18 protein-coding genes, 1 rRNA gene and 1 riboswitch are annotated in these 23,310 nt (G+C 41.1%); of the genes, 9 read left to right on the plus strand and 10 right to left on the minus strand.

The features are described from left to right. Positions 1–22 precede the first annotated feature (22 nt). A 16S ribosomal RNA gene (locus tag GWI59_RS07810) occupies positions 23–1,565 on the minus strand. 618 nt (positions 1,566–2,183) lie between these two features. Here GWI59_RS07810 and purH point away from each other — a divergent pair. Next, positions 2,184–3,773, plus strand: a complete 1,590-nt coding sequence (purH, locus tag GWI59_RS07815; protein ID WP_006534734.1) for a bifunctional phosphoribosylaminoimidazolecarboxamide formyltransferase/IMP cyclohydrolase — start codon at positions 2,184–2,186, stop codon at positions 3,771–3,773. 12 nt (positions 3,774–3,785) lie between these two features. Continuing rightward, positions 3,786–5,075 (plus strand): phosphoribosylamine--glycine ligase, encoded by a 1,290-nt coding sequence (gene purD, locus GWI59_RS07820; RefSeq protein ID WP_006534733.1) that lies wholly within the window; start codon positions 3,786–3,788, stop codon positions 5,073–5,075. A 27-nt stretch (positions 5,076–5,102) separates the two neighbouring features. Here the strand turns inward: purD and GWI59_RS07825 are convergent, their stop codons facing one another. The 6 genes from GWI59_RS07825 to nudC all read right to left on the minus strand — a co-directional run bounded on the left by GWI59_RS07825 (position 5,103) and on the right by nudC (position 9,546). Next, on the minus strand, positions 5,103–5,765 hold the full coding sequence (locus GWI59_RS07825; protein ID WP_229096609.1) for a DUF1481 domain-containing protein: 663 nt from the start codon (positions 5,763–5,765) through the stop codon (positions 5,103–5,105). A gap of 44 nt (positions 5,766–5,809) precedes the next feature. Continuing rightward, positions 5,810–6,082, minus strand: coding sequence for an HU family DNA-binding protein (locus GWI59_RS07830; protein ID WP_004246922.1), 273 nt, complete (start codon positions 6,080–6,082; stop codon positions 5,810–5,812). Positions 6,083–6,272: 190 nt separating this feature from the next. Next, positions 6,273–6,863: a YjaG family protein gene (locus GWI59_RS07835; protein WP_006534730.1), complete on the minus strand. Its 591-nt coding sequence runs from the start codon at positions 6,861–6,863 to the stop codon at positions 6,273–6,275. Between the two features lie 74 nt (positions 6,864–6,937). Next, positions 6,938–7,606, minus strand: coding sequence for a deoxyribonuclease V (gene nfi / locus GWI59_RS07840; protein WP_161724405.1), 669 nt, complete (start codon positions 7,604–7,606; stop codon positions 6,938–6,940). Then, complete coding sequence (hemE, locus tag GWI59_RS07845; protein ID WP_072064749.1) at positions 7,599–8,672, minus strand: uroporphyrinogen decarboxylase; 1,074 nt, start codon at positions 8,670–8,672, stop codon at positions 7,599–7,601. The genes nfi and hemE overlap by 8 nt, the downstream gene beginning before the upstream one ends. Before the next feature lie 88 nt (positions 8,673–8,760). Further along, entirely contained in the window at positions 8,761–9,546 is a 786-nt protein-coding gene (gene nudC / locus GWI59_RS07850; RefSeq protein ID WP_161724407.1) for an NAD(+) diphosphatase, read from the minus strand. A 147-nt stretch (positions 9,547–9,693) separates the two neighbouring features. On the opposite strand from nudC, the gene GWI59_RS07855 reads away from it, so the two are divergent. The 7 genes from GWI59_RS07855 (at position 9,694) to thiH (ending at position 16,104) form a co-directional block, all read left to right on the plus strand. Continuing rightward, entirely contained in the window at positions 9,694–10,374 is a 681-nt protein-coding gene (locus tag GWI59_RS07855) for an HAD family hydrolase (RefSeq protein ID WP_161707132.1), read from the plus strand. 44 nt (positions 10,375–10,418) lie between these two features. Continuing rightward, positions 10,419–10,541, plus strand: a riboswitch (TPP riboswitch). Between the two features lie 140 nt (positions 10,542–10,681). Continuing rightward, positions 10,682–12,634 carry a phosphomethylpyrimidine synthase ThiC gene (thiC, locus tag GWI59_RS07860; RefSeq protein ID WP_109848573.1) on the plus strand — a complete coding sequence of 651 codons (1,953 nt, stop codon included), beginning with the start codon at positions 10,682–10,684 and terminating at the stop codon, positions 12,632–12,634. After that, positions 12,618–13,265 (plus strand): thiamine phosphate synthase, encoded by a 648-nt coding sequence (thiE, locus tag GWI59_RS07865; RefSeq protein WP_072064754.1) that lies wholly within the window; start codon positions 12,618–12,620, stop codon positions 13,263–13,265. The genes thiC and thiE overlap by 17 nt, the downstream gene beginning before the upstream one ends. Further along, positions 13,259–14,008: a HesA/MoeB/ThiF family protein gene (locus GWI59_RS07870; RefSeq protein WP_006534718.1), complete on the plus strand. Its 750-nt coding sequence runs from the start codon at positions 13,259–13,261 to the stop codon at positions 14,006–14,008. Before thiE ends, GWI59_RS07870 begins: the two co-directional genes overlap by 7 nt. Then, positions 14,005–14,205, plus strand: a complete 201-nt coding sequence (gene thiS, locus GWI59_RS07875) for a sulfur carrier protein ThiS (RefSeq protein WP_006534717.1) — start codon at positions 14,005–14,007, stop codon at positions 14,203–14,205. The genes GWI59_RS07870 and thiS overlap by 4 nt, the downstream gene beginning before the upstream one ends. 1 nt (position 14,206) lies before the next feature. After that, positions 14,207–14,986 (plus strand): thiazole synthase, encoded by a 780-nt coding sequence (locus GWI59_RS07880; protein WP_006534716.1) that lies wholly within the window; start codon positions 14,207–14,209, stop codon positions 14,984–14,986. Continuing rightward, positions 14,986–16,104, plus strand: a complete 1,119-nt coding sequence (gene thiH / locus GWI59_RS07885) for a 2-iminoacetate synthase ThiH (protein WP_109848572.1) — start codon at positions 14,986–14,988, stop codon at positions 16,102–16,104. Before GWI59_RS07880 ends, thiH begins: the two co-directional genes overlap by 1 nt. 236 nt (positions 16,105–16,340) lie before the next feature. On the opposite strand, the gene GWI59_RS07890 is transcribed toward thiH, so the two are convergent. The 3 genes from GWI59_RS07890 to rpoC form a co-directional block, all read right to left on the minus strand. Further along, positions 16,341–17,360, minus strand: a complete 1,020-nt coding sequence (locus GWI59_RS07890) for an Rpn family recombination-promoting nuclease/putative transposase (RefSeq protein WP_161724409.1) — start codon at positions 17,358–17,360, stop codon at positions 16,341–16,343. A 187-nt stretch (positions 17,361–17,547) separates the two neighbouring features. Further along, positions 17,548–18,903, minus strand: a complete 1,356-nt coding sequence (locus GWI59_RS07895) for a polysaccharide deacetylase family protein (RefSeq protein ID WP_161724411.1) — start codon at positions 18,901–18,903, stop codon at positions 17,548–17,550. Between the two features lie 80 nt (positions 18,904–18,983). Next, complete coding sequence (gene rpoC, locus GWI59_RS07900; RefSeq protein ID WP_072064765.1) at positions 18,984–23,210, minus strand: DNA-directed RNA polymerase subunit beta'; 4,227 nt, start codon at positions 23,208–23,210, stop codon at positions 18,984–18,986. Positions 23,211–23,310 lie beyond the last annotated feature (100 nt).

The raw sequence follows: 23,310 nt of genomic DNA on the forward strand, positions 1-23,310 counted from the left end.
CACATAACACGTATCTCTTAGGTAAGGAGGTGATCCAACCGCAGGTTCCCCTACGGTTACCTTGTTACGACTTCACCCCAGTCATGAATCACAAAGTGGTAAGCGCCCTCCCGAAGGTTAAGCTACCTACTTCTTTTGCAACCCACTCCCATGGTGTGACGGGCGGTGTGTACAAGGCCCGGGAACGTATTCACCGTAGCATTCTGATCTACGATTACTAGCGATTCCGACTTCATGGAGTCGAGTTGCAGACTCCAATCCGGACTACGACAGACTTTATGAGTTCCGCTTGCTCTCGCGAGGTCGCTTCTCTTTGTATCTGCCATTGTAGCACGTGTGTAGCCCTACTCGTAAGGGCCATGATGACTTGACGTCATCCCCACCTTCCTCCGGTTTATCACCGGCAGTCTCCTTTGAGTTCCCGCCATCACGCGCTGGCAACAAAGGATAAGGGTTGCGCTCGTTGCGGGACTTAACCCAACATTTCACAACACGAGCTGACGACAGCCATGCAGCACCTGTCTCAGCGTTCCCGAAGGCACTCCTCTATCTCTAAAGGATCCGCTGGATGTCAAGAGTAGGTAAGGTTCTTCGCGTTGCATCGAATTAAACCACATGCTCCACCGCTTGTGCGGGCCCCCGTCAATTCATTTGAGTTTTAACCTTGCGGCCGTACTCCCCAGGCGGTCGATTTAACGCGTTAGCTCCAGAAGCCACGGTTCAAGACCACAACCTCTAAATCGACATCGTTTACAGCGTGGACTACCAGGGTATCTAATCCTGTTTGCTCCCCACGCTTTCGCACCTGAGCGTCAGTCTTTGTCCAGGGGGCCGCCTTCGCCACCGGTATTCCTCCACATCTCTACGCATTTCACCGCTACACATGGAATTCTACCCCCCTCTACAAGACTCTAGCCAACCAGTTTCAGATGCAATTCCCAAGTTAAGCTCGGGGCTTTCACATCTGACTTAATTGACCGCCTGCGTGCGCTTTACGCCCAGTAATTCCGATTAACGCTTGCACCCTCCGTATTACCGCGGCTGCTGGCACGGAGTTAGCCGGTGCTTCTTCTGCGGGTAACGTCAATTGATAAAGGTATTAACTTTATCACCTTCCTCCCCGCTGAAAGTACTTTACAACCCTAAGGCCTTCTTCATACACGCGGCATGGCTGCATCAGGCTTGCGCCCATTGTGCAATATTCCCCACTGCTGCCTCCCGTAGGAGTCTGGGCCGTGTCTCAGTCCCAGTGTGGCTGATCATCCTCTCAGACCAGCTAGAGATCGTCGCCTAGGTGAGCCTTTACCTCACCTACTAGCTAATCCCATATGGGTTCATCCGATAGCGCAAGGTCCGAAGAGCCCCTGCTTTGGTCCGTAGACGTCATGCGGTATTAGCCACCGTTTCCAGTAGTTATCCCCCTCTATCGGGCAGATCCCCATACATTACTCACCCGTCCGCCGCTCGTCAGCAAGAAAGCAAGCTTTCTTCTGTTACCGCTCGACTTGCATGTGTTAGGCCTGCCGCCAGCGTTCAATCTGAGCCATGATCAAACTCTTCAATTAAAAGTGTTTGATGCTCAAAGAAATCGAAAACTTAGCTATTCATAAATGAATTTACTTTTGTTGTTCACTCTTCAAGACTTGATACATCTAATATTTTAGAAGATATCGTCTCTGCGAGTGCCCACACAGATTGTCTGATAATTTGTTAAAGAGCAGTGCAACATTCGCTGCCGTTTCCGGTCTTCTGCGTTGTTGCGAGGAGGTGCATTCTACATCTTCCTCATTCAGTGTCAAGCGTTTATTTTCAAGGCCTTTCACTTTATTTTTTGTTCTCTCAGTCAGTTCGCTTAGCGCCCTGTGCCGTGACAACGAGGACGCATTATAGGGAGTTTTCTGAGGCTGGCAATAGTTTTTTTAAGAAAAAAAATCGTTTGCTTAATTCCACAGCAAAACCCCTAGTTATACGCACTTATCAACAATTTTATCCACAACCTTCCTTTTTACATAAAATTAGCATGTCAAACGCAATCGTTTGCGTTATTATGAGGGCTTATTAAGTAAGATTGATTTTGTGTCCATCTTCTGAAATGTTAGTTAAGCAAACACAATTTCACTGTATTAATGTGATTTAACTTCATCATTACTACCGTTATACCAAAAACCCAAGGGATAAAACTCATGCAACATCTTCGTCCTATCCGCCGTGCGCTTTTAAGTGTGTCTGATAAAGCAGGTATTTTAGAATTTGCTAAAGCGCTTGTTGAAAGAAACGTAGAACTATTATCTACAGGTGGAACTGCACGTCTATTAGCAGAAGCTGGCTTACCTGTTATCGAAGTTTCCGATTATACCGGTTTCCCAGAAATGATGGATGGCAGGGTAAAAACGCTACACCCTAAAGTACATGGTGGCATTTTAGGCCGCCGTGGCCAAGACGATGCAATAATGGAAGAACATGAGATCCGTCCTATCGATATGGTCGTAGTGAATCTTTATCCCTTTGCTAAAACAGTCTCTCGCCCTGATTGCTCATTAGCAGATGCCGTTGAAAATATTGATATCGGTGGACCAACAATGGTTCGCTCAGCAGCGAAAAATCATAAAGACGTTACGATTGTAGTAAATAGTAATGACTATGAAAGAGTGATTGAAGAAATGGATAATCACGAAAATAGCCTTACTTTAGATACCCGTTTTGATTTGGCGATTAAAGCCTTTGAACACACAGCGGCTTACGACGGAATGATTGCTAACTACTTTGGTCAGAAGGTTGCACCTTATTATGGTGATACTTCACAACCATCAGGTACTTTCCCTCGTACCTTAAATCTGAACTATATAAAGAAACAAGATATGCGTTATGGTGAAAATGCTCATCAGCAAGCTGCTTTCTATATAGAAGAGAATATAGAAGAAGCATCTATTGCTACTGCAAACCAATTACAAGGCAAAGCGCTTTCTTATAACAACATCGCTGATACTGATGCCGCATTAGAATGTGTGAAATCATTCTCCGAGCCTGCATGTGTTATTGTGAAACATGCAAACCCTTGTGGTGTAGCTATTGCGAGCACGCTCACACAGGCGTATGACAATGCATTTAAAACTGATCCAACCTCTGCATTTGGTGGCATTATCGCATTCAATCGGCCTTTAGATGCAAAAACAGCTAGTGCAATCATCGAACGTCAGTTTGTTGAAGTGATCATTGCTCCTTCTATTAATGAAGATGCACTACCAATTTTAGAAACGAAACCAAATGTTCGGGTATTAGCTTGTGGCCAGTGGCAAGAGCCAAAACCTGCTTTTGACTTCAAACGAGTTAACGGTGGGCTTTTAGTGCAAGATCGTGATTTAGGCATGGTTAAAGAAGAAAACTTAAGAGTAGTTACTCAACGCCAACCAAGTGAACGTGAACTTAAAGATGCACTCTTCTGCTGGAAAGTGGCTAAATTCGTAAAATCAAATGCCATTGTTTACGCTAAAAACGATATGACAGTTGGTATTGGCGCAGGACAAATGAGCAGGGTGTATTCTGCAAAAATTGCAGGCATAAAAGCTGCTGATGAAGGTTTAGAAGTTGCAGGTTGCGCGATGGCTTCAGATGCATTCTTCCCATTCAGAGATGGCATTGATGCGGCAGCAGTTGCCGGTGTGACTTGTGTTATTCAACCTGGTGGCTCAATTCGTGATGATGAAGTGATTGCCGCGGCTAATGAACACAACATCGCAATGATTTTCACCAATATGCGTCACTTCCGTCATTAATAGGGTATTGATATGAAGATTTTGATTATTGGTAATGGCGGTCGTGAGCACGCTTTAGCATGGAAAGTGGCTCAATCACCGCTTGCAACACAGGTTTTTGTTGCCCCCGGTAATGCAGGTACAGCATTAGAAAATGGTGTTGAGAATGTGGCTATTAGTGCAACAGATATTCCTACATTGGTCGCTTTTGCCCTCGAAAATCAAATTGATTTAACTATCGTAGGCCCAGAAGCACCACTGGTTATTGGTGTTGTCGATGCATTTAAAGAAGCGGGGCTGACCATCTTTGGTCCAACAAAAGGAGCGGCTCAATTAGAAGGTTCTAAAGCCTTCACAAAAGATTTTTTAGCCCGTCATAAAATCCCAACTGCGGATTATCAAAATTTTACAGAAATAGCACCAGCACTTGAGTATCTCAATAAAGTAGGCGCGCCGATTGTTATTAAAGCCGATGGTTTAGCCGCAGGTAAAGGCGTTATTGTTGCAATGACGCAATCTGAGGCTGAAAATGCCATAAAAGATATGCTAGCAGGTAATGCCTTTGGAGATGCTGGGCATCGCATTGTTATTGAAGAATTTCTTGATGGTGAAGAAGCCAGTTTTATTGTCATGGTTGATGGTGAACATGTTATTCCAATGGCAACAAGTCAAGATCATAAACGTGTTGGTGATGGTGATACTGGTCCTAATACTGGTGGGATGGGCGCTTACTCACCTGCCCCCGTTGTCACTAATGAGATCCACCAGCAAGTAATGGAAAAAATCATTTACCCAACAGTAAAAGGCATGGCTTCTGAAGGTCATCGTTATCAGGGTTTTCTTTATGCTGGACTAATGATTGATAAACAAGGCGTTGCGAAAGTTATCGAATTTAACTGTCGTTTTGGCGATCCAGAAACCCAACCTATTATGATGCGTATGCAATCTGACTTAGTTGAGCTTTGTTTAGCTGGAGCAAAAGGCAATTTAAAAGATAAAGATTCTGTTTGGGATCCTCGTCCAGCTTTAGGAATTGTGATTGCAGCCGGCGGCTATCCTGCTGATTATCGCCAAGGTGATGTTATCGAAGGATTAACACCGACATCATCAACAACTGCAAAAATATTTCAAGCGGGAACAACACTCAATGACAAAGGCGAGGTAGTCACTGCCGGCGGGCGAGTACTATGTGCAACTGCATTAGGTGATGATATCGAACAAGCTCAAAAAAATGCTTATGCCTTAGCAAAAAGTATTCATTGGGATGGAAGTTTTTATCGCCATGATATTGGCTATCGTGCAATTGCACGTTTAAAGAAGTAAGTGACTAAATACAGCAGAAGGGAGTGATCACAAGCTCTCTTTTGTTGGCTCCCATTTACAGAAATCATGGTCGGCTACCATAAGCAACTGTTTACCTTCTGGTGAATCAAGCCAAGCAACATAAGAAGGTTTACTTGAATTACGTGTCCTTGTTTTTAACCAGCGTTGCTCTGGGCCTTCAAATGAAACACTCACTTTCTCACCAGCACATGTTGTCATTGTATTTTGATACCAGACACCCTGTACTAAGTTCACTTTTCCAATAGTAAGTGCTTCACTGATTTCACGCTCTTTATTTGCAGCAAATACCATTCTTAAACGTTCATCTTCTGTTAACGCGCGTTTTTGCTTCTGGCTTTCTTGTTGCATGAAAATAACTTCACCACGTTTGTTTAAACGAAGGTGCCAAGATGAAGGATCGTTACGATTAATAACTTCAGAGCGGATTTGCCAAAGTTTATTTTGGCGATACTCATAAAATGTGATGACAGTTTCTGGCTTTTTATAAAAGCTATAAACACTCATGATCACTTGAGGTTCTGACGTTTTATTATTTAGACGCCATAGACGTACAACACCTTCGTCTGCAATATAACCTGTTGCAGAAAATTCAGGGAGTTGCACAGTAGAAGAGCAGGCGCTGAGCAAAAAAGCAGATCCTATTGCTAACAGCCCCTGTCGTTTCAACAAAAGGGGAGTAAATCCCCCTCTATTGTTCATTCCGTTCAAAGGAATTATTTTACTGCGTCTTTCAGTGCTTTACCGGCAGTAAATGCAGGAACGTTAGCTGCTGCAATTTTAATTTCTTTACCAGTTTGAGGGTTACGACCAGTACGCTCAGCACGGTGATTTACCTTGAATGTACCGAAACCAACTAACTGTACAGAATCGCCTTCTTTCAGAGCTCCTGTTACTGAGTCGATAAACGCTTCAATAGCAGCTTTTGCCTGAGTTTTTGTCAGATCCGCTTTTTCAGCAACTGATTCGGTTAATTCAGCTTTGTTCATAAAATAGTCCTTAAAGTATGTTTTATCGTTTGAAAAACATCTGGTGAAAAAACTTAACTTATCTTTTTAAAAAGATGAATTAAGTAAAACACCTGAGCCACTTCTTTTCGTACCCAATGTAGAACATACACGGGGGTGATGTGAAGTCTTTAAACGTCGCTTTTCAAGCACTAAATCACGTTTTTCTGATTTAGTGCGTTAATTCTATACCGATATTGCTCATTCCTGCTTCACGAAGGTCTGCACGTAGACCTTTAATCAGCTCGATATCTCTTTCTTCACACTCTACAAGTAGACGGTAAATTTCCCATTGGATATCGAATTCTTCAATAACAGCAGGTAGCGATCTAAGCTCTTCTTCACTCATTTCTCTTTCTGCTTGTGTCATTTCAAGTGAAGCAACTGTCCCTACTGATAATTTGCTCACTTCAATAGCGTGACTTAACGATTCACCGCTTAAACGAGAGTGAACAATTTCACTAAGCGCAACACAGGCGTCAATCGCAGGATAGACACCATAAATATCAAACTGAGATGCATCAGGGATCGCTTCTTCTAATTTCTCTAATTGAGAATCAAAATTAACCTTTGCATCTTTCACCGTTAAAGTTTCCCAAACCAGATCGAGAATACGGCGATAAAGCGTTGGATCAGCAAATCCTGTTTCGCGACAAAATACCTGATAATTTGGGTACATTCGCTCACACAGGCACGCCATAAACGTCAGGTGTTGCCAAGCCTCTAGCTTTTCTAAACGTAAATGGATTGGGTTCTTCAACATTCGTGATTACTCATTTTCTTAACTTAGGCGCAGTTTACCTGAAAATTAAAAATATCCACATATTTCCCGGTCATTTAGAGCTTATTCTTATTCAATTGCTCAAATAATCGCCTATTTGAAGCAATACCATCAGCCCAACGCGTTGGTTCTGGTAATCGATACCCTTTCATACACATCTCAACCCACTGCAAAGCGCCTTCCATACTCACTTTATGACCCGGAGATATATACAGGGGTTTGCATTTTTTCTTACTGCGATAAATCCACCCTATTTGCTCATTCTTATCCATTAATGGCTCATAGCTTCCCATTTCTTCATTGACTGCTTTATCAATGCCACATAAACGACTTTTTGCTACACCAATAGTCGGTGTATCCACTAATAAACCAAAATGGCTGGCAACACCCAGCCTTCTAGGATGAGCAATACCTTGCCCATCGACAAAAATAAGAGAAGGCTTTTGTTTGATTAATTGCCAAGCAGTCAATAACGCAGGACACTCTCTAAATGAAAGCAAACCTGGGATGTAAGGAAGAGTTGTAGGTATTCGCGCGATTTGGTATTCAAGAATTTTAAAAGAAGGATAATGCATTATCACGATGGCAGCGCGAGTGACTGCGCCACCATCTTCAAAACCAACGTCAGCGCCAGCAATATAAGTAGGCATTGTAACTTGGTCTGTCAAAATAATTTGTTGAGCTTTTTCTGTCTGCTCCTGACGTAATTGTTGGGTATTAATCATTATCCTGATGATAAGGCTTCGATAAACGGTGAACCGCATCAATAAATGCACCAGCATGTTCAGGTGGAACATCTTGATGAATACCGTGCCCAAGATTAAAGACATGACCGTTGCCTTTACCAAACCCAGCAAGAATAGTTTCGACTTCTTGTTCTATTCTGGCAGGTGGTGCATACAGCATAGAAGGATCCATATTACCTTGTAGCGCAACTTTATCCCCCACTCGACGACGTGCATCTTCGATATCAATCGTCCAATCTAGCCCTAATGCATCGCAACCTGTCGCCGCCATCGCTTCTAGCCAGCGACCGCCACCTTTGGTAAATAAAGTAACTGGCACTTTTCTTCCATCATATTCACGGATAAGACCATCAACAATCTTATGCATATAGTGTAATGAGAAAAGTTGGTAATCACGCCCTGTTAGCACCCCCCCCCATGTATCAAAGATCATGATGGATTGTGCACCCGCTTTAATTTGAGCATTCAGATAAAGGATAACGCTATCTGCGAGTTTATCCAGTAATAGATGTAGTGCTTGTGGCTCTGCGTACATCATTTTTTTAATTTTTGTGAAGGCCTTACTACTTCCACCTTCCACCATATAGGTTGCCAGCGTCCAAGGACTCCCCGAAAAACCGATTAATGGCACACTGCCTTGCAATGCATGACGAATTGCACGTACTGCATTCATTACATAGCCAAGTTCATCTTCAGGATCAGGGATTGGCAGTTTTTGAATATCGGCAAGACTCTTTATTGGTGATTTAAAACGAGGGCCTTCGCCCGTTTCAAAGTAAAGACCTAATCCCATAGCATCAGGAATAGTTAAAATATCAGAAAATAAAATAGCGGCATCTAAAGGGAAGCGTCTTAAAGGCTGTAATGTCACTTCGCATGCCAATTCTGTATTTTTGCACAATGAGATGAAATCCCCCGCCTGTGCCCGTGTTTCCTTATATTCAGGAAGATATCTGCCTGCCTGACGCATCATCCAAACTGGGGTGACATCAACAGGTTGGCGCAACAGCGCACGTAAATAGCGGTCGTTTTTCAACTCACTCATGACTAACTCCATTAACAGTAATAGGGCCGCAAAATAGCATGCATTGTAACATGCTGGAAAAATAACTGTTGGCAGACAACGCCTTTATTTAGTTCTTTTCTTTATCTTGTCTAATATTCGCTATCGTATCTTCTATCAAGCGTCGCGCAATAGTATCTGGCGGTGGGATCTGTGGTAGCTGATCGTAACGATACCAAGCCGCACTGGTTAATTCAGAAGGATCATGACGTAGCTCACCACCATCATAATCAGCTAAAAAGCCCATCATTAAAGAATGAGGGAACGGCCAAGGCTGAGAAGATACATAGCGAATATTGCGAATACGAATATTACTTTCTTCAAATACTTCACGAGCGACGGCCTCTTCTAAGGTTTCACCAACCTCAACAAAACCAGCGAGCACAGTATAAAGCGGGGAATGTTTATGCCTAACATGATGTGCGAGTAAAATTTTATCTTCATGACGAATACCCACAATAATACAAGGGGCGATTTGTGGATAATAACGTTCATGACAGTTATCGCATAAACACGCCCATTCACTCTCGCTATGGCGCATTTTAGAACCACAATAACCACAAAAACGGTGAGAACGATAAAACTCAGCCAGTTGGACACCACGGCCGACTAATTTAAATAAGTTTTCATCTTGTGAGGCGATAAGCCTTGGTGAACACATATCGTTATCCATTTTTCCATGAATAAGCCAAACTGTTTCACCTTGCCATTCACCCACAATTTTAGCGTACTGACCAATGAGATCCCAATCTTTAGCTAAACCAAACGGAAGTTCACCTTTAGGCAACCACACTCGCCCACCAAGACTGACTGTCCACCAGCCCTTTTCTGAGCCTGTTAATGTATATAAATGCATAACGACCATTCTATCCAAAATAATGATATAGAATAGAGGATACTCTCTTTAGTTAGACCCTCTCAATGTATTATGATTATTCTCTATAATTTATTAACATTCAAAAAGGAATTTTATAAATTATATTTATAATAAAGGAATGCTAGCATGATAGATAAAACCAAAAATAAAATTGCGATTTTTGATTTAGATGAAACGCTTTTAGCGGGTGATTCTAGTCGTTTATGGACACGCTATTTATGGGATAAAAAAATAGTCACTGATCCTCATTTCCTAAAACTAGATGAGCAGATGATTGCAGACTATTACGCTGAAAAATTGGATATGAATCAATATCTTTATCAACATTTATCTTATTTTAAATATCATGATATAAACAAAATAAATCATTGGGTTAATGACTTTACTGAAACAAAAGTTCAGCCACTATTTTACCCAGAAGGAATATCAATAATTACACAATATCGACAGCAAAATATTCCTGTTATAATTATTTCAGCAACAATGTCTTTTCTCGTTCACGCTATTGCAAAACAACTCAATGCAGATATTTCAATGGGCATTGATATGCAAATTAAAGATAATTATTACACTGGATATATTGAAGGTACACCTACATTTCGAGAAGGAAAGGTGCAGCGTCTAAATCAATGGAAAGAAGCCAATAACATTAACAATACTTATATTTATTTCTATACTGACTCTGCTAATGACCTCCCATTGTGTTATCAAGCTGATAACGTCACAGTTATCAATCCAGATGAACAGTTAGCTCAAATTTCACACATGAAAAACTGGAAACAGCAACATTGGAATTTAAATAAATAACCCATGTCAGACTTGTAGTTTTCAAAATCTTTCATATACTGGAGTTCTTCTTGTCGGAGTGCCTAGTGTTTATAAGGCTATTATAAACACAGGCTGAGACCGTTAATTCGGGATCCGCGGAACCTGATCGGGTTAATACCCGCGAAGGGAACAAGAGTGATTCGACCTTTTGATAGCTTTATTGCGTATATTTTTACACTCCCATATACACCTATCTGTCGATACTCCCTGCGACCTCCAGACAAGCATTTTTCTCAATATTCACCCGACAGGCGATTAGCCTGCATGATATTTATTAGGAAATGCTATGTCCCAAAATCAAACTATATCCGTTAAAGATATTTCACCAACAAACAACAAACAACGCCCACGAAAAGAACAGCGTGATGCTGCTCAAGAGTTTATTAGCACCATTCAAGGCGTAAGTTTCCCAAATTCAAAACGTATTTACCTTGAAGGCTCTCGTAGCGATATTCAAGTACCAATGCGTGAGATCCAGCTTGATAAAACATTGGTAGGCGGATCAAAAGAAAACCCTGTTTTTGAAGATAATGAACCAGTTCCCGTATATGACACTTCTGGCCCTTATGGCGATCCAGCTTCTCAACTCGACGTTAATCTTGGCTTAAAAAAAATACGCCAACCATGGATTGATGAGCGTAACGATACTGAAGCACTTTCACTCTTAAGCTCTGATTTCACGCAACAACGTCTTTCTGATGCAGGATTAGAGCATCTGCGTTTCCCGTTAAAACCAAGCCCTAAAAAAGCGCTAAAGGGGAAAAGCGTGACGCAATTGCATTATGCTCGAAAAGGTATTATCACACCTGAAATGGAGTTTATTGCGATTCGTGAAAATATGGGGCGCGAGAGAATTCGTAGCGAAGTTTTACGCCAACAGCATGCAGGCTTTAGCTTTGGGGCTCATCTCCCTGACAATATTACGCCTGAATTTGTGCGCCAAGAAGTTGCCGCTGGTCGAGCCATTATTCCCGCCAATATTAATCACCCAGAATCAGAACCGATGATTATTGGGCGTAATTTCTTAGTGAAAGTGAATGCCAATATCGGAAATTCTTCTGTAACGTCTTCAATTGAAGAGGAAGTTGAAAAGCTAATTTGGTCTACACGCTGGGGAGCAGATACCGTAATGGATCTGTCAACAGGCCGTTACATTCATGAAACGCGTGAGTGGATCATTCGCAATAGCCCTGTTCCTATCGGCACAGTTCCCATTTATCAAGCACTCGAAAAAGTTAACGGTATTGCTGAAGATCTCACTTGGGAAATGTTCCGCGATACGTTACTTGAGCAAGCAGAGCAAGGGGTTGATTACTTTACTATTCATGCAGGTGTATTGTTACGTTATGTGCCAATGACGGCAAAACGCCTAACCGGTATTGTATCTCGTGGCGGTTCAATAATGGCGAAATGGTGTTTATCACATCACAAAGAAAATTTCCTCTACGAACATTTCCGTGAAATCTGTGAAATTTGTACCGCTTATGATGTTTCCCTTTCACTGGGCGATGGGTTAAGACCAGGTTCAATTCAAGATGCAAACGATGAAGCACAATTTGCTGAGTTACATACATTAGGTGAACTAACAAAAATTGCATGGGAATATGACGTACAAGTCATGATAGAAGGCCCTGGCCACGTTCCAATGCAGATGATCCGCCGCAATATGACAGAAGAATTAGAGCATTGTCATGAAGCCCCCTTTTATACATTAGGCCCTCTTACTACGGATATTGCACCAGGTTACGATCACTTCACATCAGGTATTGGTGCAGCAATGATTGGCTGGTTTGGTTGTGCAATGCTCTGTTATGTTACGCCAAAAGAACACCTTGGCTTACCAAATAAAGAAGATGTAAAACAAGGCCTTATTACTTACAAAATCGCTGCTCATGCTGCCGATTTAGCTAAAGGACATCCTGGCGCTCAAATTCGTGATAATGCAATGTCAAAAGCGCGATTTGAGTTTAGATGGGAAGATCAATTTAATTTGGCGCTTGATCCTGAAACCGCACGTCAATATCACGACGAAACCTTGCCTCAAGCATCAGGTAAAGTGGCTCACTTCTGCTCAATGTGTGGTCCTAAATTCTGTTCAATGAAGATAACGCAAGAAGTACGTGATTATGCAGCTGGTATGGAACAAATGTCTCAAGCCTTTAAAGAGCACGGCAGTGAATTATACCACGGTGCAGAAATCGCCAGTGTTGAGGTGACTGAAAATGAACAAATCCTCTAACACACCGTTTGCATCAACAGAAAAAAAGCTTGGGCTTTACCCCGTTGTTGATTCTATTGAATGGATAGAACGCCTGTTAAAAACAGGCGTTACCACACTTCAATTGCGTATAAAAGATAAACAGCCAGAAGACGTTGAACAAGAGATCATCAAGGCGATAAAACTAGGTAAACAGTATCACGCAAGACTGTTTATCAATGATTATTGGCAACTTGCCATTAAACATCAGGCTTATGGTGTTCATCTTGGTCAAGAAGATCTTGATATTGCTGACCTTAATGCTATTAAACATGCAGGATTACGCCTTGGTATTTCCACTCACGATGAAGCGGAATTACAAAAAGCAAAAGCGTTATACCCATCTTACATCGCATTAGGGCATATATTTCCAACCACAACAAAAGAGATGCCATCTAAGCCTCAAGGTTTGAAAGCACTCAAACATCAAGTAGAACAGACGCTTGATTTTCCCACTGTTGCTATTGGTGGGATCTCACTAGAAAGAGTGCCTGATGTTGTTGCAACAGGTGTTGGGAGTGTTGCCTTAGTCAGTGCAATAACAAAAGCACCAGATTGGCAACAAGTGACTCGTAAATTATTAGAATTAGTAGAAGGAAAACCATCATGCTAAATGATAATGATTTTATGCGTTATAGCCGACAAGTGATGTTAGAAGATATTGGCTTAGCAGGTCAAAATAAACTTCAATGCGCTAAAGTCTTAATTGTTGGTCTGGGTGGATTAGGCTCTCCTGCTTCTCTTTATCTTGCTGGTGCAGGTGTTGGCGAACTTATTTTAGTTGATGATGATGAGTTACATGTTTCTAATCTACAGCGTCAAATTCTTTATCGTACCCAAGATATTCCTGATGCAAAATCAGAGATCGCAAAGCAGTCTCTCCTTGCATTAAATCCGGATATAAAAATTACCTCTTATAAACAGCGTATTAATGATGATTCATTATATAAATTAGTTAAAGAGGTCGATTTAGTTTTAGATTGCACAGATAACATGCTTACACGCCAAGCGATTAACCGTGCTTGTGTCGCACAGCAAACTTCACTTATCAGTGGCAGTGCCGTAGGGTTTAGTGGCCAGCTTATGGTGTTTGAACCTCCTTTTACTTATGGCTGTTATCACTGCCTGTATCCTGATGAAACTGAACCACAAAGAAACTGCAAAACAGCTGGAATTCTAGGTCCTGTTGTGGGTGTAATTGGCACACTTCAGGCACTTGAAGCAATTAAATTGCTTTCTGGTTTACCTTGCTCTCTGAGTGGAAAACTTCGCCTTTTCGATGGTAGAAAACAAAATTGGAGTACTTTGCGTTTAACACCATCAAAAACATGTCCTGTTTGTCGAGGGGTAGCATGAACATCACCGTAAATGACGAACAATATTCTCTGGATATGCCTGTCACCATCTGTCAGCTCCTTATTCAGTTAGAGCAACCACCAATTGGTGTGGCGCTTGCTATCAATGAAACCATTGTTCCCCGTGAAAATTGGGAAACACATTTTATCAATGATGGCGATACTATTCTTCTCTTCCAAGCAATTGCAGGGGGCTGATATGTTAAAAATTGCTGATACAACATTCACATCTAGACTATTTACAGGCACAGGGAAATTTGCAACATCAACACTAATGACAGAAGCTATTAAAGCTTCAGGTAGCCAATTAGTCACGATGGCCATGAAACGTGTAGATCTAAAAAATGGTAATGATGATTTAATCGCACCACTTAAATCATTAGGAGTAAAATTATTACCTAATACTTCTGGCGCAAAAACAGCACAAGAAGCTATTTTTGCGGCTCGTTTAGCCAAAGAAGCCTTTGGCACCCATTGGGTAAAATTAGAAATTCATCCTGACACCAAATATTTACTACCCGATCCTATTGAAACACTTAAAGCCGCTGAGCTTCTCGTTAAAGAAGGTTTTATTGTTTTGCCTTATTGCAGTGCAGATCCTGTTTTATGTCGTCGTTTAGAAGAAGTTGGCTGTGCCGCTGTGATGCCTTTAGGCTCTCCTATTGGCTCCAATCAAGGCTTACAAACTCGTGACTTTCTACAAATTATCATTGAACAAGCCTCAATTCCTGTTGTTGTCGATGCCGGAATTGGTGCACCAAGTCATGCACTCGAAGCTTTAGAGTTAGGGGCTGATGCCGTATTGGTTAATACCGCAATTGCTGTTGCAAAAAATCCTATTCTAATGGCACAAGCATTTAAAGCAGCGCTTGAGGCGGGTGAACTTGCTCGACAATCAGGACTTGCTACACCTGCTTCAGTTGTAAATATGCAAGCACAGGCTTCTAGTCCATTAACTCAATATTTAGAGGCATTCTAATGGACACTTTTTCTGATTATTGGCAACAACTTGATTGGGATGACATTACACTAAAGCTTAATAGTAAAACCAATGCGGATGTTGAAGTCGCATTAAATCGCCACACGCTGACACTTGATGATTTTATGGCGCTGATTTCACCCGCGGGTCGTCATTATTTAGAGCCAATGGCACAACGCGCTCAACAATTAACGCGTCAGCGTTTTGGTAATATCGTAGGATTGTATGTGCCACTTTACCTTTCTAATTTATGTGCGAATGACTGTACTTATTGCGGTTTTTCAATGAGTAATGCCATTAAACGTAAAACATTAAATGAAAGTGAAATCATCGCTGAATGCAATAGCATCAGGCAATTAGGTTTTGATAGCTTGTTATTAGTGACTGGAGAGCATCAAAGAAAAGTGGGTATGGATTATTTTCGCCAATATATCCCTCTTATTCGAAAGCATTTCAGTTCATTAATGATGGAAGTTCAACCTCTTGCTACAGAAGAATATGCCGAGTTAAAAACACTCGGTATTGATGGCGTGATGGTTTATCAAGAAACCTATCATGAACCAACCTATCAATTGCATCATCTAAGAGGTAAAAAACAGGACTTCCATTGGCGACTACAAACACCTGACAGATTAGGGCAAGCTGGAATTGATAAAATTGGTTTAGGCGCATTGATTGGTCTTTCAAGCCAGTGGCGTAGCGATTGTTATATGGTGGCAGAACATCTCTTGTTCTTACAAAAACGCTATTGGAAAAGCCGTTATTCAATCTCTTTTCCTCGTTTACGTCCTTGTGCTGGTGGACTAAGCCCTGCATCAGTAATGAGTGAAGCGGAATTAGTGCAATTGATCTGTGCTTTTCGTATTTTGGCACCTGATGTTGAACTTTCACTTTCAACCCGTGAATCTCCTTATTTTCGTGATAACACAGTGCCATTAGCCATTAATAACATTAGCGCGGGCTCTAAAACTCAACCGGGAGGATATTCTGATAGTCATGAAGAATTAGAACAATTCTCGCCTAATGATAATCGCCATGTTAATGATGTGATTAACGCATTAAAAGAACGAGGATTACAACCCGTATGGAAAGATTGGGATAATTATTTGGGGCGTTAATTAAAGTTTAAATCATATAAAACCACCTTTAGTTTATTTAGTTAGATAAATATGATTATCAAGCTGCTTTTAAATATCGAGATGAATGGTAATTAATCCCTCGGTTATAAAATATGAATACTCCTCTTAAATGATAGAAAGGAGTATTCTATTTATAATAAATACGTAAAGAGATAAAATAAAAAGTTACTCTAATAAATTATTGGTGTTTAATTAATAATAGCTATTGATTATATTTACGAGACTATCAATAATAATTTAATCTCGTGTAGACTTAAACCAGACATTCGTTCGATAAATGGAAGATCAAAATTCTCTTTTAATAATTTTTGTGCCAATTCTAATTGCACTGATTTTCTTCCTATTTCAATACCTTCAGTTTTTCCTATTTCAATACCTTCAGTTTTCCCTAATTCAATACCTTCAGTTTTCCCTAATTCAATACCTTCAGTTTTTCCTATTTCAAATCCTTCATCTATACCTAATTTAAACCCTTTATTTTCTAATCTCCATGCGATATTCATAATTGTCTCTCTGTGGTTATCTACTCGTTCAGCTATCTTATTTATAATAAATTCGAAATCTGATGCATCCATGATTGAGAATAAATATTGTACAACAGCAACAGTGTCTTCATCTCTGCAGTTTTTCTGATTTATGGCTTTTGATAATAGCATTGCAATCTTATTAAGATCATGACAGCTATTAACATGCTTCATTGCAATTTCCATTACCGCCGCTTTTTTATGTGTCAGCAAAATATCATCATCAATCGAGGTCAAATCAATTAAAGAAAAGTCATTAGAATAAATATGATTAGCAAGTGAAGAAAGTGGAAAACATTCCATCCAATTAACAGGAAAAGGATAAGGTTTCTTCTTTCCATGATAAAACAAGATTGGAACAACGAGAGGCAAAGACTTATAACCTTGCTGTAAATGCTGATTCATGGTGCAAAATGCATAGTGCATCATACGCCAAGCTATCATTTTATCAGGTCTAGATTGATGCTCTATCAATAAATAAATGGGCACATCACCCTCTTTGGTTTTCACCAAATATAAAATATCAGACATACGAGAACGTAATTTAATATCAATAAAAGAAGAATTCTGTAATTGCAAAGTCGAAAAATCACACTGGCTTTTTAATTCTTCAGGCAAATGGATAAAGAAAAAGTCTTTGGCATTACTGACATTCATCATAAAACGTTTGAATGCAGAATCATGAGAAGAAATTGATAGGGGCTTATTCATAGCTGACTCCATGCCGAATTTGGACTGCCAGCTTACAGAAAAAAATGTATTCCCCTTACTGAAAAATTATCATAATCATCTGAAAAATATACGTTATTTATTAATTTAAAATGAATTTGTAATAATAGAAAAATACCCTCGATAATTGTCGAGGGTAACTATTAATAATTTTACATAACATCTTTGGTTATTTATCGACAACGATATTTTTATTCACTACTTCATATTCATCATTGCCCACCATCCTCGCAAATTTCTCAATTGGATCGGTACTTAACGCATAGAGTCGTTTTAAAGCAAAAGGCGGATCACCTAAACGTACTTTTCCTTGTTGTGTCGTCACTGCCAATGTCATTCCTGATGCTTTGACTGCATTAATTGCCCTTTGGTTATATCCACCAAAAGGATATGCAAATGCATATTGATGTGGATTTAATAAGCTCAATACACGTTGTGAACGTTGCAAATCCAATATAATTGTGTGGGACTGACGGCTAAAGATAATAGGTTTTTTATTATTATCTAAACGATGTAAAAAATGGGAGTGTGATTGAATATCAAAAACATCACGACTCGATCTAAGTGACTGCCAACTCATAAACTGTAATGAATTAGGTGCCCATTTGGACGTTTTAGATTTTATCCGCGATGAGATAACAAATAGTGTTGCACGTTGGCCATTTTCTTTTAAAAGAGGATAAGCATAGCGATAAATGGATTGCAAACCATCATCAAATGTTAATGCAACAGCTCTCCCTGGTAAATTAATACTCTTATTTAAATAGCCTGCAACTTGATTTAGTGAAAGCGTTTCATATCCGGCTTCTTTTAAATAATTCATCTGCTCTGTAAAGGCAGTTAATGATGTTGTTGTTGATGTATGGCGAAATTTATGGTTTTCCGTTGCTTTGAGAATATGGTGATAAGTAAGTATTGGTATTCCTAAATCAGGCTTTACATCCCTTGATGAAATATAACCTAAGCGGTCACCTAAAGAGATTTCAAACCAATTGATCTTACTTCCATTAGCCTCTTCTTTTATTGTGCGAGAGAGTACGGGATAACGTAAATTGGATAAGAGAGTCGCTATTTGTGGGCTAGCAATATCTTTATCACTATAGATAGGGGTATTTTTTGTTGTGATCAGATATCCATAGATAGGGTAATCGGTTTTCTTCGTACTATCTGATAAGAAACGTATTTTCTTATCAGCCGAAATAGAAGCAATATCTTCAAAGTAACCATCTTCTAAATAACCTGCTTCCAAATAACCTTGGGCATTTCCAAATTGTATTTTATGGTAATTATTTATCTCATCTGAAACATAAAATCCCTGATTAGGATATAGCTCAGCAACAGGTCTTAATTTATTACCAATAAAAGCATATAAGGTTTTTTGTTGGCGAACCTGCATCAATGTTGTGGTCGGAGTTTCTAAATCCCATTGCGTTTCTGTTGGTATTTCCCTTTCTAAAGAGGTTGCAAAAGCAAAACCAGTAAAAATAAAAAATAGGATAATCAATCTGTTAGTTATTATTCTCATCATTTCGCCTACTTATTGTAGAACAGAAACAAAAAATGCCCTCACAATGGAGGGCATTTCAATCTAATCTAAATTAGATTTTAGTCTTTTAATCCACCAAAACCAGCATTCAGTAATTCTGCTAAGTTCGCAGAGGCTTCATCAGCACTGATTGTTGTTTCAGTTTCATCTGTCGGCAGTTGTGATTGACGACGCTTCATACGATCTTGGTGATACGCATACCCTGTACCTGCTGGGATCAAGCGACCAACAATAACGTTCTCTTTCAAGCCACGTAATTCGTCACGTTTACCTGCTACCGCCGCTTCAGTCAGAACACGAGTTGTTTCTTGGAACGATGCAGCAGAGATGAAAGATTCAGTTGCCAGAGATGCTTTCGTAATACCTAACAGGTCACGAGCATATGTTGCTGGTACTTTACCTTCCTCTTCCAGAATACGGTTTGACACTTTAACGCGAGCGTATTCAACCTGTTCACCTTCGAGGAACTCAGAGCTTCCTGCATTCTCAATGGTAACTTTACGTAGCATCTGACGAACGATAACTTCGATGTGTTTATCGTTAATCTTAACGCCTTGTAAACGGTAAACTTCCTGTACTTCGTTAGTGATATAGCGAGTAACCGCATGAACACCACGTAAGCGCAGAATGTCGTGTGGTGACTCTGGACCATCGGAGATAACATCACCGCGTTCCACAACCTCACCCTCGAATACGTTAAGCTGACGCCATTTAGGGATCATCTCTTCGTATGCATCGCTACCGTCTAATGGAGAAATAACTAGACGACGTTTACCTTTAGTCTCTTTACCGAACGATACAATACCGCTGATTTCAGCAAGGATTGCAGGCTCTTTCGGACGACGAGCTTCAAACAGGTCAGCAACGCGTGGCAGACCACCGGTGATATCTTTAGTACCGCCTGATTCTTGTGGAATACGCGCTAAAGTGTCACCTGCGTTAATTGTAATGCCATCGTCTAACTGAACAATTGCTTTACCTGGCAGGAAGTACTGTGCTGGCATATCAGTATTCGGAATTAATACGTCATTACCTTGTGCATCAGTGATGCGTAATGCTGGACGTAAATCTTTACCGCTACCTGTACGCTCTGCTGAATCCAGAACAACCAGTGAAGAAAGACCTGTTAATTCATCTGTTTGACGTGTGATAGTTTGACCATCAACCATGTCAGCAAAACGGATGATACCAGATACTTCACTCACAACTGGCATTGTATGTGGATCCCAGTTAGCAACAGTTTCGCCACCGTTAACCGCTTCACCATCACCTTTCGCTAATTGAGCACCGTAAGGCACTTTGTAGCTCTCTTTCGTACGACCGAATTCGTCAATTAAACGTAATTCTGTGTTACGAGAAGTGATAACTAATTTACCCGCAGTATTGGTAATGAACTTCGCATTGAACAGCTTCAGAGTACCTTTGTTACGTACTTGAATACTAGATTCTGCTGCCGCACGAGATGCCGCACCACCGATGTGGAACGTACGCATCGTTAACTGTGTACCTGGTTCACCGATTGACTGTGCCGCGATAACACCGATAGCTTCACCTTTGTTGATGATATGACCACGAGCAAGGTCACGACCATAACATTTAGCACATACACCGAAGTCTGTGTTACAGGTTACAACTGAACGTACTTTCACGCTGTCAACTGAGTTTTCTTCTAACAAGTCACACAGTTTTTCGTTTAACAGGGTGTTACGTGGAACAAGGATATCGGCAGTACCTGGTTTCAGAATATCTTCTGCAGCTACACGGCCTAATACACGTTCACGCAGTGGCTCTTTAACATCTCCACCTTCGATAACCGGAGTCATCATAACACCTTCGGTTGTACCACAGTCGTCTTCTGTGACAACTAAGTCTTGTGCAACGTCAACTAAACGACGAGTCAAGTAACCGGAGTTTGCTGTTTTCAGTGCGGTATCCGCAAGACCTTTACGAGCACCGTGGGTTGAGATGAAGTACTGGAGTACGTTCAGACCTTCACGGAAGTTCGCTGTGATTGGTGTCTCGATGATTGAGCCATCTGGCTTAGCCATCAGACCACGCATACCTGCTAACTGACGGATCTGAGCTGCAGAACCACGAGCACCGGAGTCAGCCATCATAAAGATGCTGTTGAAAGATACTTGTTGTTCTTCTTCACCATTACGGTTAATAACGGTTTCAGTAGACAGGTTTTCCATCATCGCTTTTGCTACGCGCTCATTCGCCGCAGCCCAAATATCGATGACTTTGTTGTAACGTTCGCCCGCTGTTACCAGACCGGATTGGAACTGTTCCTGAATTTCTGCAACTTCTGCTTCTGCTTCTGCAATGATCTCTGCTTTTTTCGCAGGGATAACCATGTCATCGATACCTACTGAAGCACCTGAACGTGCTGCGTAAGCAAAACCGGTATACATGATTTGGTCAGCAAAAATAACGGTTGGCTTCAAGCCTAATACGCGATAACAGGTATTCAGCATTTTAGAAATTGCTTTCTTACCTAATGGTTGGTTAACCAGCGCGTAAGGTAGACCTTTTGGTACGATCATCCATAAAATAGCTCGGCCGATAGTGGTATCTTTTAAGCTAGTTTCAGTGGTGATGTTACCTTCGCCATCTTTGATCTCTTCAGTGATACGTACTTTAACGCGTGCGTGTAAAGAGGCTAAACCAGCGCGATAAACGCGTTCAGCTTCTTTAGGGCCACTTAGCACCATGCCTTCACCTTTGGCATTGATGCAGTCACGAGTCATGTAGTAAAGACCTAATACAACGTCCTGTGAAGGAACGATGATTGGGTCACCACTTGCTGGAGACAGGATGTTATTTGTTGACATCATCAGCGCACGAGCTTCTAGCTGTGCTTCTAATGTCAATGGTACGTGAACCGCCATTTGGTCACCATCGAAGTCGGCGTTGTATGCCGCACAAACGAGTGGGTGTAACTGAATAGCTTTACCTTCGATAAGGATTGGTTCAAATGCCTGAATACCTAAACGGTGAAGTGTTGGTGCACGGTTTAGCATCACTGGATGTTCACGGATAACTTCATCTAAGATATCCCAAACAACCGCTTCTTCACGCTCAACCATTTTTTTAGCGGCTTTGATTGTTGTCGCTAAACCACGGGTTTCCAGTTTTCCGTAAATAAATGGTTTGAATAACTCAAGCGCCATTTTCTTCGGCAGACCACACTGATGCAGACGCAGGTATGGACCAACGGTGATTACAGAACGACCAGAATAGTCAACACGTTTACCTAACAGGTTTTGACGGAAACGACCTTGTTTACCTTTGATCATATCAGCCAAAGATTTCAGAGGACGTTTGTTCGAACCTGTAATCGCACGACCACGACGACCGTTATCTAATAACGCATCCACAGACTCTTGCAACATACGTTTTTCATTACGTACGATGATATCTGGTGCTGCTAAATCAAGCAGACGTTTTAAACGGTTGTTACGGTTGATCACACGACGATATAAATCGTTCAGGTCAGATGTCGCAAAACGACCGCCATCAAGTGGAACCAGTGGACGTAAGTCTGGTGGTAACACAGGCAGTACAGTTAAGATCATCCACTCAGGTTTATTGCCTGATTGCATGAACGCTTCAAGTAACTTGATACGTTTAGTCAGTTTCTTACGTTTAGTTTCAGAGTTAGTTTCGTTTAACTCTTCACGTAGCGTTTCACACTCTTGTTCCAGATCCATGCTCTGTAAGAGGTTCTGAACAGCTTCAGCACCCATCTTCGCATCAAATTCGTCACCGAACTCTTCTAATGCATCGAGGTATTGCTCTTCTGTTAAGATTTGACCACGTTCAAGGCTAGTCATCCCGCCTTCAACAACAACGTAAGATTCGAAATACAGTACACGTTCAATATCGCGCAGTGGCATATCCAGCAGCAGACCGATACGGGACGGCAGTGATTTCAAGAACCAAATGTGAGCAACTGGAGAAGCTAATTCGATGTGACCCATACGTTCACGACGAACTTTAGTTTGTGTAACTTCAACGCCACACTTCTCACAGATAACACCACGGTGTTTTAAACGTTTGTATTTACCACACAAACATTCGTAATCTTTTACTGGTCCGAAAATACGGGCACAGAAAAGACCGTCACGTTCTGGCTTGAACGTACGGTAGTTAATTGTTTCTGGCTTTTTAACTTCACCAAATGACCATGAACGGATCATATCAGGTGATGCCAGAGCAATTTTGATCGCATCAAACTCTTCGGTCTTGGTTTGCGCTTTCAGAAACTTTAATAAGTCTTTCACGAAATGGCTCCTGTCGGAGTTAGACCTGCCAGGCAAATGACCCCTGTCATTCACCCCTTTAAACCAGTGTAGTCACTGTTTGACAGACTGCCATCTCTAG

It is taken from the genome of Proteus sp. G2673, assembly GCF_009915125.1.
GTDB classification, from domain to species: Bacteria; Pseudomonadota; Gammaproteobacteria; order Enterobacterales; family Enterobacteriaceae; genus Proteus; species Proteus penneri.

Excerpts from the sequence above, each read along its gene's own strand:
- purH (WP_006534734.1), top strand. The coding sequence starts at position 2,184 with ATGCAACATCTTCGTCCTATCCGCCGTGCGCTTTTAAGTGTGTCTGAT.
- purD (WP_006534733.1), top strand. The coding sequence starts at position 3,786 with ATGAAGATTTTGATTATTGGTAATGGCGGTCGTGAGCACGCTTTAGCA.
- GWI59_RS07830 (WP_004246922.1), bottom strand. The coding sequence starts at position 6,082 with ATGAACAAAGCTGAATTAACCGAATCAGTTGCTGAAAAAGCGGATCTG.
- GWI59_RS07835 (WP_006534730.1), bottom strand. The coding sequence starts at position 6,863 with ATGTTGAAGAACCCAATCCATTTACGTTTAGAAAAGCTAGAGGCTTGG.
- nfi (WP_161724405.1), bottom strand. The coding sequence starts at position 7,606 with ATGATTAATACCCAACAATTACGTCAGGAGCAGACAGAAAAAGCTCAA.
- hemE (WP_072064749.1), bottom strand. The coding sequence starts at position 8,672 with ATGAGTGAGTTGAAAAACGACCGCTATTTACGTGCGCTGTTGCGCCAA.
- nudC (WP_161724407.1), bottom strand. The coding sequence starts at position 9,546 with ATGCATTTATATACATTAACAGGCTCAGAAAAGGGCTGGTGGACAGTC.
- GWI59_RS07855 (WP_161707132.1), top strand. The coding sequence starts at position 9,694 with ATGATAGATAAAACCAAAAATAAAATTGCGATTTTTGATTTAGATGAA.
- thiC (WP_109848573.1), top strand. The coding sequence starts at position 10,682 with ATGTCCCAAAATCAAACTATATCCGTTAAAGATATTTCACCAACAAAC.
- thiE (WP_072064754.1), top strand. The coding sequence starts at position 12,618 with ATGAACAAATCCTCTAACACACCGTTTGCATCAACAGAAAAAAAGCTT.
- GWI59_RS07870 (WP_006534718.1), top strand. The coding sequence starts at position 13,259 with ATGCTAAATGATAATGATTTTATGCGTTATAGCCGACAAGTGATGTTA.
- thiS (WP_006534717.1), top strand. The coding sequence starts at position 14,005 with ATGAACATCACCGTAAATGACGAACAATATTCTCTGGATATGCCTGTC.
- GWI59_RS07880 (WP_006534716.1), top strand. The coding sequence starts at position 14,207 with ATGTTAAAAATTGCTGATACAACATTCACATCTAGACTATTTACAGGC.
- thiH (WP_109848572.1), top strand. The coding sequence starts at position 14,986 with ATGGACACTTTTTCTGATTATTGGCAACAACTTGATTGGGATGACATT.
- GWI59_RS07890 (WP_161724409.1), bottom strand. The coding sequence starts at position 17,360 with ATGAATAAGCCCCTATCAATTTCTTCTCATGATTCTGCATTCAAACGT.
- GWI59_RS07895 (WP_161724411.1), bottom strand. The coding sequence starts at position 18,903 with ATGAGAATAATAACTAACAGATTGATTATCCTATTTTTTATTTTTACT.